This window comes from Oerskovia enterophila (assembly GCF_001692445.1).
GTDB classification, from domain to species: domain Bacteria; phylum Actinomycetota; class Actinomycetes; order Actinomycetales; family Cellulomonadaceae; genus Oerskovia; species Oerskovia enterophila.
Genome location: NZ_MAQA01000003.1, coordinates 103,102 through 115,080, shown reverse-complemented (window position 1 = coordinate 115,080; position 11,979 = coordinate 103,102). Strand labels below are relative to the sequence as shown.

Below are 11,979 nucleotides of genomic sequence, written 5' to 3'. Positions count from 1 at the left end.
CGGATTCCAGGAGTTTCGCGCTCTGACCTGCACAAACACCGATCCGAGGCCGTGATTGTGCCCGGAGTCGCAGGAGTGAGCCCGGGAGCCACGGCCCCGAAACCTGCCCTGACCTGCGCAAACGATGTTCCGCGTCGCCGGAGCCGCCCCCGATTGGCCTCCCGAGCTCCCAAGTTCGGGTCCACGGCCCCGGTCGAGCGGGCCCGCGCCCGCGCCCGCGTGAGCCGGTCGCGAGGTATGCGCATAGGTCCAGGCATGACTGCTACCGCGATCGAGCCCCACTGGACCGGCGGGGACTACTGCGCCCGCACCGAGATGGACGACCTGACCCAGGCTGGCGCGAGCACGGCAGGGGCAGCGACCAGCACCGGCACGGTCGAGATCGTCACCGGCATCACCGGCTCCGGTGCGGACAAGCTCGCCTCCTCCGCGGTGGCACCCCTGGTCGCGGCAGCCCGTGGCTACGCCCGCGTCACCCCCGCCGACGTGCGCGAGTACGTCCGCGACACGATGGGCGCCGACCTGCGCAGCACCCAGGCCAAGCAGCTCGGCGACCTTGCCGCCAGCGGCGACGCGCTCGTCATGCCGTGGCACTCCCTGACCTCCCACGCCCAGGGCTACGTCAGCGCCTACCAGGCCCGCCCCGCCGTGGCCCGCACCGACCCCAAGTCCGGCAACGTGCGCAAGTACGAGCAGCTGACCGGGTCCCAGACCGTCCTGGACGTACACCCCGGCGTCCCGAACGAGTGGATGACCGGCACCCCCAAGGTCGCGTTCATCGAGGGCCTGCTCAAGGCCGACTCGGTCCTGACCGCGATGCTCCTCGAAACCGGCATCAGCCCCGAGGAACTCACCTGGCCCGAGGACGGCTCCACGACCACGGCGCGAGCACGCCTGAACGACCTCATGAGCCAGATCCAGGACGAGGACCAGGTGCTCGTCGTGGCGGTCGTGGGCGTCGGCAACTGGCACAACAACCCCGAGTGGGCGGCGCTGGACCTGCGCGGTCGCGATTCCCTGGTGTGCTTCGACGGCGACGTCGGGGACAAGTGGCAGGTCTGGGGTCAGGCCGACAGCCTCTGGGACCTGCTCTCCGGACCGAAGAAGTCCGCGCACGTGCACCTGCTCGACCTCTCGACCCAGGCCACCGACGACGGCGAGAAGGTCGGCATCGACGACTTCCTCGCGATGGGCAAGACGTGGTCCGACGCCCTCGACCTGCTCAAGGACCGCCTGCCCCCGCGCCCGCCCAAGCCCCTGGAACTTCAGGTTGGGCAGTGGCGCGTGAACGACGAGGCGCACACCGTCGAGGAGTGCGTCCAGGACACCAACGACTACGGCGGCAAGTCCGGCGCGCACTGGGAGACCCGCTGCCGGGTCGCCGGGCGCGTCCTGATGGTCGAGACCGAGCGCACCCCCACCGACTCCGAGATGATCTCCGGGGTCTTCGACCCGCCCGTCGAAGGTGTCGGCCTCTCGCGTGCCCTGGTCGAGCTCTCGTGGAAGGACGAGGACTCCGGCGCGGTGCACACCGCCGTCGCCTCGGGCCCGGACGACATCCTCGAACTGGTCCCGCGCGAGTGGACCCGGCGTGGGGCGCACGTGCCCGCACCGGTCAAGCGTCGCCCCGACTGGCCCGCCCGCAAGGGCGAGGACTGGCTGACGGCCGTCAAGGAGCACCGCGCCGCCGAGACCGTCGAGCGCACCTCGTGGGCGCGCATGGGCTGGGTGCCGGTTCAGGGCGCGAGCCCGGTCTTCATCGTCGGCGAGCAGGTCGTGGGTCCGGACGGCCCCACCTCCGAGGCGGCGAGCATCGGCGTCAACGAGTCGGTCCTGTCCGGGGCCTCGCGCTTCGGCGTCCAGTTCCCCAGCCGTGACCTGAGCCCCGAGGCTCGTGCAGCCCAGGTGCAGGCCGACTTCCGCGCGGTCTACGCCGCGTACATCACCAACGGCGCCTGGACGTCCAAGGGGGTGGCTGCGGTCATCCTGGCTGCGATGATCCGCCCGTGCATCCCGCTGCGCACCCAGGTCTCGCTCTACATCACCGGCGCCCGAGGCGGCGGCAAGTCGTTCACCGCCTCGTTCGTGATGGCCGGGTGGCAGCCGCGCCCGGGGATCTGGTCGGAGAACCGACTGCCCGGCGCAGCCAAGGACACCATGGCCTCGACCGAGCACGCGGTAGCCCGCACCCCGATCTGGGTGATGGACGACCTCGCGCCCTCCGCCGACCAGCGCACCGCCGACATGGAGGCAGGTCGCATGGGCGACCTGATCCGCTCGATCCACAACGGCACGTCCAAGCGACGCATGACCGCCGACATGACCAGCCGCCACGTCGCGGACCCGCACGCGCTGCTGGTCATCACCGCCGAGAACCAGCACACGGTGTCCTCGGTGCGTGACCGCCTGGTGACCCTGAGCCTGCACCGCGGGGCGCTGGGTCCAATGGACGCGACCGACGAGCTGGTGCGTCTGCGTGACGTGGACGGAGCGCCGGCGCGAGTCGTGGGCTACGTCCTTCAGCACCTGGCCAGTCAGTCAGCCGAGCTCGGCTGGGACAACGTCCGCGAGTACTACGAGGCGCAGCTCAACTCGCACACCGAGACGATCAAGGCCGAGCTGCTGTCCCGCGGCGCCGACCAGGGTGCAGCCTCGCGGCACGCCGCGCTGCTCGCCGACCTGTCCCTGGGCCTGTCGGTCATGGGCGACGCGGCCTCCGAGGCAAGAGTCCTGGGCATGAAGGGCGTCCTGGAGATGCTCAAGTCCGACATGATCGACCTGATGATGGAAGCCCACTCGGACCGTGCGGAGTCCTCCCCGGGCGCCGCCGCCATCCAGGCGGTCTCGCGGCTGCTCGCCTCGGGCCGGGCCCACATCGCAGGCCTGGACCCGATGTCCCCGCCGCTGCGCGAGGAGCCGTACTCCTCCGCGAACCGGAGCCTGGGCTGGTCGATGGGCGGGGACGTCCTGCGACCCCAGGGCGTGTGCGTGGGAACCCTGGTCCGGCCCCGGTCGGGCGAAGACGTCGTCATGCTCGACCCGCGGACCTCGTTCACCGAGGCCGCACGCCACTACCGTGACCTGCTGCCCTCGGGCACGACCTCGGCCGGCGCCTGGTCCGCAGCCCGTGACGAGGGCCTGCTCTCCCCGGTGCGCACCCTGATCGGTGGCGGCTACCAGTCGCGGACCACGATCGCCGGGGTCGACGTGCGCGGGGTCCCGGTGCCGCTGTCGGTGCTGCTCAACGGTGGTCCGCTGCGCACTTCGGACGACGACCACGCCGACGAGCTCGGCGACGGCACTCACGTCCCCGACAGCCTCGCGGACACCGTCTCCGAGGAGCCCGTGAACGCCTAGAACCCCGCCGACCGGCCCGCGTGAGCGACCGGTCGGCGGGCCGGTCGGCACGACCTACGGGGAGAACCTCCGCATAGGTACCAGCACCCCACCATGGGGCGAGCACGCGAGGCGGAAGGACACCGAAGATGGCTCGGCGCAGCATGGACCAGGACGCCTTCCTCGAAGCCGTCCGCGACGTCCAACGAAGCTCTTCCAACCCGGACATGTTCCGCCTGCCGTGTCAGGAGTCCGCCCCGGCCATGTGGTTCCCGATGGACGCCCAGACCGAGCGTGAGGCCAAGGCGCTGTGTGTGCCGTGCCCCGTGCGCGACGCGTGCCTGACCGAGGCGCTGCGACGCCGGGAGCCGGCGGGCGTGTGGGGCGGGTGCTCCCTGGAGGACGGGCGGATCGTGCGCTCGCGCACCTACCGCGAGGGCCCGACCCGGGCCGAGCTGAAGGAAGCCCGAGCCGCGGCCGACGCTGCTGCTGCTGCTGCGGTGGACACCCTCCCGGCGGTGCCCGCGGTGACGTCCGCCGACCTGGAGCTCGCCAGCTCCACCACCCCGACCCGCACCGGCTCCGCACTCGCGAGCACGGCGCCCACCATGCTCGACGCGCTCGTGACCATCGTCAGCGCGTCCTGACCAGACGATGGGACCGACCCGACATGAGCAGTGAACGCCACCACGACGCGTACATGCACGACGTCCTGGCCGAGGCCGGGGCGGACGCCGAGCAGCAGGCCACCAAGCCGCCCCGATCGCGCGTCCCGCTGATCCTGCTCGGGGTCGGGGTGGGCGTGGTGGGGATCACGGCCCTGGTCCTGGCGTGGCTGACGTTCGGCCCGGGCTCCGACGCGAAGGACGAGCCCGGGCCCCGCCCGAGCGCCGCGGCCACCCCGAGCACCGCACCGATCGTCGAGGCACCACCCTTGGCCCCGCCCGAGGCCGGCACGCCCGAGACCCCGGAGACCGCGGACCCTGGCACGACGCTGGAGCAGATGCGCGGGGTCACGTTCGACGAGATCGCCGCCGCCACCTCCGCCATCGCTGATGCGCCCAACGCCGACACGCAGGTCCTGGCCCAGGCCAAGACGGCGCTGCGCAAGGTCGAGATCTTGGCGGATCTCGGCGCAGGGGTCACGGTCGCTGACCTCGCCGGGGCACGTGCCGAGCTCGCCACGTCCGTCGAGCAGGTCACCGCCTCCCAGGTCGCGTGGCAGGCCCACCACGACGCCGAGCAGGTCAAGGCGAAGCAGGCGGCGAGCGACCAGGCCGTCGCGGACCAGCGCGCCCAGAACATCGCCAACCCGCCCACGGTCTGCCTGAAGAACCCCAGCGGTGAGGTCGTCGACTTCGGCAACGGCACCATCGCCGAGGCGATCAACACCGCACGCCGTGGGGCCGGGCTGCCCGCCGTCCAGGTCGGGCACACCGCGGCCACCGCCGGGTCCGCCACGGACATGGCCACCGCCGGTGGGCTGTGGGTCGTGCCCGGTCAGTCCTTGGCCGGGTGCGCGCGCAGCGTCGACGCCCTGGTGGGGCAGTGGACCAGGGACCCGGCCTCGGCCGCGCAGATCCTGGCCCCGAACCTGACCCGGGTGGACGTGTCCGTCGCGACCTCCGCGGGGATGCTCTACGCCGCAGCGACCTTCACCCGCTGACCCGAGCCCGTTCGTTGACCGGACCCCACCGGTCCCGTCAACGAACGGGCATGAGCACCCACGACGAGTCGCTGCACCCGCGCGAGACCACGGGCAAGTTCGCGACCAAGCCGGTGGCCGAAGCCCCCGGCGGCATGGCCACCTTGGGCCCGGCCTCGATCGCACCGGCACGGTTCGTGCTGCGCAGCCACGGCATCGGCTCCGGGATCATGGCACGCCTGGACGACGCCGAGGCTGCCGCCGTGAGCGACGAGATCGCCGAGCGCACCGCCCTCGCACCGGCCTCCCAGCACCCGGCCATCGCCCGCCAGGCCTGCTACGAGCACCTCGACTTCCGCGCGACGACCGACGACGAGCCGCTGACCATCGACAAGAGCTCGCGCATCCTGCGCTCCGCGATCGACGTCCATCACCTCGCCCGCCAGGGGTACGACCGAGCCTGGGGACGCCTGGAGGAGTCGCGCGAGCAGGGGGCCAGCGACACCGACCTCGCCGCCGCGATGACCGACGTCGTGCACGCCGACCTGGACGTCACCGCCGCCGCGCACCGCCGCGAGCAGGCCATGTGGGACAACGTCTACCTGACTGACCCGGACGCGTTCTGGGGCGCGGTGCACGGCGAGCCCGCCCACGCCGCCGCCGCACTGTCCACCGCCGACCGGTTCGACTCCGTCGGCTACCCGGGCGCCGTCGGGGCATGCGTCGGCCCCACGTCCTGACCCGCCGAACCGTGCGCAGGTGCCAGGGTGACCCAGGCACCTGCGCATAGGTACCGGGCATGAGCGCGACACGAGCCAAGAGCAGGGGGCTGTCCTCCTGGGACCCCGACGCCGGGCCGGGGGAGATCAAGGTGACTTCCCGGTCCACCGACCCGCGCTTCGAGGCGCTCGTCGAAGCGGCCAGCCACCTGCCTGCACCGGTCGCCGTCACGTTCGTGGCCCACCTGGAACACGACGGCCTGCGCTCCCAGGTCCAGTGCGGTTGGGGCACCTTCATCGTCGACCTGACCGTCACCGGCGCCAGCGCATGGCCTGCCGGGGGAGGACGCGGCTGGAAGATCCTCGACCCGATCGCACCCCCGGCCCACCACCTGGCCGAGCTCATCACCCAGGTCGCCCACGTGGCCCCGCCGCCTGAGGCTGCGCCCGTCAACGAACAGGCATGAGCACCCAGACGTTCGACGACCGGGCCCACCCGCGCGCCACAGACGGCAAGTTCGCGACCAAGGACGTGGCCGAGGCAGCCGGCGGGATGGTGGCGCTGGCCCCCGCCCCGGCCGACGACCTCACCGAGATCCTCGGCTCGTGCTCGCGCCGGGTCCAGGCGCGACTCGAATCGCCCGGCGGGCCCGGGGACACCATGACGCTGACGGCGCTACGCCTGCGCGGTGTCGCCGCCGCCGTGCGCATGGACCACCCCGAGGCGAAGTTCGTCCAGCTCGAAGTCTCCGACAGCGCCGACGACGTCCTGTGGGTCGCGGACCTCGCAGACGCCGACCGCCTGTCGCTGACCGACTACAGCGTCGAGCTCAGCCAGGACGAAGAGGTGTCCGACCTGCTCTGCGGCGTCGAGCCGCACCTGGTGGAGGCCAGCGCATCGGCCGTCGACGCCGACCGTCGCCGCGGCATCTTCATGGTCGACCTCGACGCGGCCCTGGCAGCCCCCGAGCCCGTGGACGCCGGCGTCGCTGCCACCGCCCGGGCCGAAGCTATGGTCGACGGGTACCGGACCGAGCACACCGACCTCGACAAGGACGACCAGGAGGTGGCGCGCGAGATGCTCGGCGACCTGAACCAGTGGGCGTCCGCGCGCGGGATCGACCTCACAGCCCTGCTCAACGACACCCCCGCCAGCGGCAACGGTCGCTGACCGCCCGCTCCGGCGCCCGTCAACGAACAGGCATGAGCACCCAGACGTTCGACGACCAGGCCCACCCGCGCGCCACCGACGGCAAGTTCGCGACCAAGGACGTGAGCGAGGCTCCTGGCGGACTGAGCGCGCTCAACCTCGCCCCCGAGCCCGCCGGACCGCTCGCCGAAGCGCGCACCGACGCGATCGAGCGTGCCATCGCCGACGGCCGGCTCAGCCCTGCCGCCCGCGACATGACCGCGCGCAACCTCGTCTACATGCACGCCGAGGCCGCGCACGACGGCAGCGAGCTCGCCGCGCTGGCCGACCTGGGCATCCCCGCCCTGGCCACCGTCCGCGAGTCCTTCACCCCGTGCAGCCCCGGCGACCACGGGGACGACGTCGAGCTGGCCGACGAGTGCGAGTCGGGCGAGCACCTGTCCATGCTCGACACGGACGTCGTGATCGAGCTCGACTTCCCCGACGACCAGGACGAGGTCGTGTCCCTGATCGAGCGCACCGGTGCCCGGTTCTCCGCCTCGGGCGCCGAGTGGGCCTCGGACCCTGACGGGTCGCGGACCGTGGACTACGCGACCGGCAAGCGCGAGTCGGTCTCGGTGCACCTGTACGGCATGGACGAGGACACCGCCTCGATCGTCGACCGCGTCGGCTGAGACGACGGTCAGTGCGCGCGGGTGGCGTGTGCCACGCTCTCACGTCGCGCTGCGCGAGATGGCGTTCATCGGCGACGCCGTCGCGCACGCGGTGTTCCTTGGCCTGTCGGTCGCGTTCGTGCGGCGAGGTCGCTCGTCCTCGGCGGGGCAGCCGAGGGTGGCGTCCTGGCAGTCCTCGTGGCGCGTGTTCTTCGTCGCGCCGTTCGCGCTCGGGATCGTCGTGATCTCCACCGCACCTGGGTATGCAGGATCGCGAGCAGGTGATGCCAAGACTCTCCGGCCCAAGCGGGTGTCGGCCGAGTGGGAGGCATGAACGAGCTGGATGCGAGAGCACAGATAGTTGGCGCTCCACCAACTATCTGTGCTTCACTATGTGTATGAACCTGTCCGAGCCACCGCACCCAGGACACACTCTTCCCCTTGTGAGTCACCTAGCCCGCGCAGGGTGGCGGGCCCTTGATGCGACCGCGCAACCTGGAGACATTACTCACCGGCAGCTTCTAATCCTGACGCTGCTCAACGACCGAGGATGGATGGCGCAGAAGGACATCAAGGGAGTGTTCGGGCTTGATGCGAGCAATGTTGTTGGGCTTCTGAACGAGCTGGAAGAGGAGGGGCTGACGGTTCGCCGCCGAAGTTCGACCGACCGTCGCCAGCACATTGTTGAACTAACCGACAGGGGTATCGCTGTGCTCGATAGTACCTATGAGCGTCTGGCGATCGTTGAGGACGATATCTTGCATCCTCTGACGATTGACGAGCGGCAGCAACTGCATCAACTCTTGCTGCGTGTGATGGCTTCCAGATCGCCAGATAGCAGACCCAGGCGACAGGCCGATAAGCAAAGCTGACGACCCTGCTGGACAACCTCAACACGTCCGCAGCGCTTTGAGCGTCGAAACTGTATGTCTGTTGAGTGTTCAATAATGTTGCTAGGCACCTTGCTGGAGATGCTCCAAAACGCCGAGATAGAAAGAGTTCAATGCTCCACAGTGATGAGGATAATGGTTCCCTCGACCCATTCGGCCCAATTGGGCTAACGTACGATGATGTCATGTTGCTTCCTGGGTACACGGATGTCATCCCGAGCGAAGCGGACACGAGGACTCAGCTAACTAAACGAATCTCTCTCGGCATTCCCCTTATTTCTGCAGCGATGGACTCGGTTACCGAGGATCCGATGGCTATCGCCATTGCGCGTCAGGGGGGGCTCGGGGTTCTGCACCGCAATCTCTCGATCGCCGACCAGGCTGCGATGGTTGAGCGGGTAAAGCGCTCTGACGTGAATCACCCGCATGCCTCCACGGATGACCATGGTCGTCTACGAGTGGGCGCCGCAGTAGGCTTCTTCGGTGACGGATTGGCCCGGGCGGGGACTCTGGTCGAGGCGGGGGTTGACCTCCTTGTCGTGGATACCGCGAACGGAGAGAGTAGAGGCGTTCTCGATATGGTCCGCCGCATCAAGAGTGATCGGGCATTTGCAGATGTGGATGTAATTGGCGGGCAGGCTGCCACGCAATCCGCGGCGAAGGCTCTGATTGAGGCCGGAGTAGATGCAATCAAGGTCGGTGTTGGTCCGGGGTCAATCTGTACGACCCGGGTGGTCGCCGGAGTTGGTGTCCCGCAGATTACGGCCGTCCATGAGGCTTCCCTTGTTGCGCGCAGCGCGGGTGTTCCGACCATCGCCGATGGAGGTTTGCAATACTCCGGCGACATCGCGAAGGCGCTCGTCGCGGGCGCTAGCAGCGTCATGCTCGGTTCTCTATTGGCGGGAACGGATGAAAGCCCCGGGGGGCTTGTGTTTGTCGGAGATCGGCAGTTTAAGAACTATCGTGGAATGGGCTCCTTGGGGGCGATTCAGACGCGCGGCCAGCGCACGTCCTATTCGAAAGATCGTTACTTCCAGGCAGACGTCGCATCAAATGATAAGCTCATACCGGAGGGAGTTGAGGGGCGAGTTCCCTATCGGGGCTCGGTCGATAGTGTGCTCCATCAACTTGTCGGTGGGTTGCGTCAGTCAATGTTCTATGTGGGCGCCGAGGGAATTCCAGAACTCAAGGCTCGTGGGCGGTTTATCCGGATGACACCTGCTGGACTTAGGGAGTCGCATCCGCACGACCTTGAAATGGTTGTTGAGGCGCCAAACTACTGGGCTTGATTTACTGCCTGGCCTGCTAGTGCTTTGACGGTTCGGCAGTCCGCAGCAGTTGCGCGCCAGATTCGAGGACCGCTAGGTGTCGGTGGAGTGCGTCGCGGGAGATGCTGATAGCGCGCGGGACTGTCCCTTGCCGTGTCCAGCGCGTGGTTGGTGGCCGGGACCGCCGACGTCCGGGCTGAGCACGCCGCCGCCACCGCGCGAGCAGCCCAGTGGGCGCAGGTCTCTGCCGCCGAGCAGGCGTGGATCACCGAGCAGCAGGTCGCCGCCCAGGCGTTGGCCTCCCGCTCGATCCACGGCCAGCGAGTCCAGGACATCCTGGCCCGCGCGAACCAGGCGATCACCGCCGCGCAGACCGCCCTCGACACCAGCCCGAACGCTGACCCTGCGACCCGTGACGCCCTGGCTGCGGCCATCCCCGTCGTCCAGGAGCGCAGCGACCAGATCGACCGCGGCGTCCTGATCCAGGACGTCGCCCTCGCGCTGGACGACCTGACCCTCGTCGCGCAGGTCGTGACCGATCCGCAGGCCACCTGGCAGGCCGAGCAGGACCGGATCGCCGCCGAGGCCGCGGAGGCTGAGCGCGTGCGAGCCGCCGAAGCCCAGCGCGCCAAGACGGCCACGACCCCGAAGAAGGCCCCCGCGACCACGAACGCCCCGGCCCCGGCCCCGGCCCCGGCCCCGGCCGCGCCCGCGGCGCCCGCAGGCCAGTCCTTCGCGTGGAAGACGTCGGTGTCCAACTCCGGCGACCAGTCCGTCCTGGACAGGTGCGCTGGTGGCCTGACCCGGTGGTTCGAGGACATCGAGGGCAAGCCGTACTACCCGATCCACCGCCACTGCGGCGGCAGCCCCATCCTCAAGTTCTCCATGGGCGACCGGGTGCAGATCGACGGCCAGGCGTGGGTCGTGACCGACTCGCGCAACCTGCACGCGGGCGACGACAAGGACCTCGCCTTCGGCCTCAACGGCCAGATCCTCGTCCAGACCTGCTTCGTGGGCACCAACGGCGCCGTGAGCGTGGTGGCCCTGACCCGAGGCTGAGCCGGGCCTGACGGGCAAGCGCCGGACCAGGCCCCTGCCCGTCAACACCTGGGTATGGACACGTTCACGAGCGCAGAGCACCCCCGGGCGAACGACGGGAAGTTCACCACCAAGCCGGTCGACGAGGCCTCGGGTGGCCTGAGCGCGCTCGGCGCCTCGACGCCCTCGGGCGTAGACGCCCTGACCCGCCGCCAGTTCTCCGCGCCGCGTCAGAGCGTCTACGGCTTCACCGAGTGGGTCACCAAGGACGGAACCCTGCACCGGACCAACGGCCCCGCCGTCGAGCACGAGGACGGCGCCGAGACCTGGATGGTGCACGGCAAGACCGTCGTGGGACGCAACTCCCGCGGCGGGGAGACCTGGTACATGGACCACCCCCAGCTCGGCTTCCGCGAAGCCACCCGCGAGGACGCCGTCGAGGCGGCGCGCGAGGTCGGGAACGCGAACATCCTGTGGGCCATCGAGGCCTACGACGACATGCACCCCGCGAGCGATTCCGACGAGAAGGGTCAGGCCTCATGACCACGTACGACGACAGCCAGCACCCCCGGGCCACCGACGGGAAGTTCACGACCAAGGAGGTGACCGAAGCCTCCGGCGGGCTCACGGCCCTGGACTCCGAGTCGTGGCGCACCGAGGGCGACCGGGTGGGCGAGCTCGGGCACCTGATCTCGCGTGCCGACTAGTGGCGCGAGCAGATCCTCGCCCGGGACCTGGCAGCCGAGGTGCGCGCGGCGGTGCCTGAGGTGGCGTACCTGACCCTCGACGAGAACTGCGACCAGCACGGGTGCAACCACCTGCACTTCGCCAGCGCGCAGGACGCCGAGGGGAACACACTGTTCTCCCTGCACGACGGCGACGAAGACCCGGGCGGCACCTGGGAGACCGTGGAGGACGCGGTCTCGGGGGCTGGGCTGTCCGAGCCCGTGACGGGATGCGAGCCGGACTACATCACGACCGGTGCGAGCAACCCTTGGACGAACTCCTACCGCTTCGACCTGGACGCGGCGCTCAAGGGCGGGCAGGGAGGGCTCGCGACCGCGGACCGAGGCCAGGCCGTCATCAACGACTACCGGGTGATGCACGACGACATGGACGTCAGCGACGAGAGCGCGGCCCGGGACATGATGAGCGACCTGTACCACTGGGCGCAGCGCTCCGGCGTCGACTTCGACGACCTGGTCTCCCGTGCGGCCGAGGTCGGGCGCGATGAGGCCGCGCTCGGGATGGTGGCGGGGAGCAAGTCGTGAGCTACGACG

At 69.8% G+C, this 11,979-nt stretch carries 14 protein-coding genes; all 14 read left to right on the top strand.

What is annotated here, in order from left to right; translation table 11 throughout:
* The first annotated feature begins 255 nt into the window (after window positions 1–255).
* Window positions 256–3,357, top strand: coding sequence for a hypothetical protein (locus OERS_RS02205; protein ID WP_068624068.1), 3,102 nt, complete (start codon window positions 256–258; stop codon window positions 3,355–3,357).
* Between the two features lie 128 nt (window positions 3,358–3,485).
* Window positions 3,486–3,983, top strand: coding sequence for a WhiB family transcriptional regulator (locus tag OERS_RS22205; protein WP_068624066.1), 498 nt, complete (start codon window positions 3,486–3,488; stop codon window positions 3,981–3,983).
* 23 nt (window positions 3,984–4,006) lie between these two features.
* The gene (locus OERS_RS02195; protein WP_139107637.1) at window positions 4,007–5,002 is read left to right on the top strand and encodes a CAP domain-containing protein; all 996 of its coding nucleotides are present in this window, start codon (window positions 4,007–4,009) and stop codon (window positions 5,000–5,002) included.
* 50 nt (window positions 5,003–5,052) lie between these two features.
* On the top strand, window positions 5,053–5,721 hold the full coding sequence (locus OERS_RS02190) for a hypothetical protein (RefSeq protein ID WP_068624062.1): 669 nt from the start codon (window positions 5,053–5,055) through the stop codon (window positions 5,719–5,721).
* 59 nt (window positions 5,722–5,780) lie between these two features.
* Window positions 5,781–6,167, top strand: a complete 387-nt coding sequence (locus tag OERS_RS02185) for a hypothetical protein (RefSeq protein WP_068624061.1) — start codon at window positions 5,781–5,783, stop codon at window positions 6,165–6,167.
* The gene (locus tag OERS_RS02180; protein ID WP_068624058.1) at window positions 6,164–6,871 is read left to right on the top strand and encodes a hypothetical protein; all 708 of its coding nucleotides are present in this window, start codon (window positions 6,164–6,166) and stop codon (window positions 6,869–6,871) included. Before OERS_RS02185 ends, OERS_RS02180 begins: the two co-directional genes overlap by 4 nt.
* Window positions 6,872–6,903: 32 nt before the next feature.
* The gene (locus tag OERS_RS02175) at window positions 6,904–7,524 is read left to right on the top strand and encodes a hypothetical protein (protein ID WP_068624056.1); all 621 of its coding nucleotides are present in this window, start codon (window positions 6,904–6,906) and stop codon (window positions 7,522–7,524) included.
* 28 nt (window positions 7,525–7,552) lie between these two features.
* Entirely contained in the window at window positions 7,553–7,837 is a 285-nt protein-coding gene (locus OERS_RS20930; protein WP_068624054.1) for a metal ABC transporter permease, read from the top strand.
* On the top strand, window positions 7,767–8,375 hold the full coding sequence (locus tag OERS_RS02165; RefSeq protein ID WP_083201150.1) for a MarR family winged helix-turn-helix transcriptional regulator: 609 nt from the start codon (window positions 7,767–7,769) through the stop codon (window positions 8,373–8,375). Before OERS_RS20930 ends, OERS_RS02165 begins: the two co-directional genes overlap by 71 nt.
* A 131-nt stretch (window positions 8,376–8,506) precedes the next feature.
* Window positions 8,507–9,682: an IMP dehydrogenase gene (guaB, locus tag OERS_RS20505; protein WP_083201149.1), complete on the top strand. Its 1,176-nt coding sequence runs from the start codon at window positions 8,507–8,509 to the stop codon at window positions 9,680–9,682.
* Window positions 9,683–9,814: 132 nt separating this feature from the next.
* Window positions 9,815–10,720, top strand: coding sequence for a hypothetical protein (locus tag OERS_RS21395; RefSeq protein ID WP_169834171.1), 906 nt, complete (start codon window positions 9,815–9,817; stop codon window positions 10,718–10,720).
* Between the two features lie 54 nt (window positions 10,721–10,774).
* Window positions 10,775–11,242: a hypothetical protein gene (locus OERS_RS02155; protein ID WP_068624048.1), complete on the top strand. Its 468-nt coding sequence runs from the start codon at window positions 10,775–10,777 to the stop codon at window positions 11,240–11,242.
* Window positions 11,239–11,406 carry a hypothetical protein gene (locus tag OERS_RS21390; protein WP_169834170.1) on the top strand — a complete coding sequence of 56 codons (168 nt, stop codon included), beginning with the start codon at window positions 11,239–11,241 and terminating at the stop codon, window positions 11,404–11,406. Before OERS_RS02155 ends, OERS_RS21390 begins: the two co-directional genes overlap by 4 nt.
* A gap of 51 nt (window positions 11,407–11,457) precedes the next feature.
* Window positions 11,458–11,970, top strand: a complete 513-nt coding sequence (locus OERS_RS02150; RefSeq protein ID WP_139107636.1) for a hypothetical protein — start codon at window positions 11,458–11,460, stop codon at window positions 11,968–11,970.
* The last annotated feature ends 9 nt before the right edge of the window (window positions 11,971–11,979 follow it).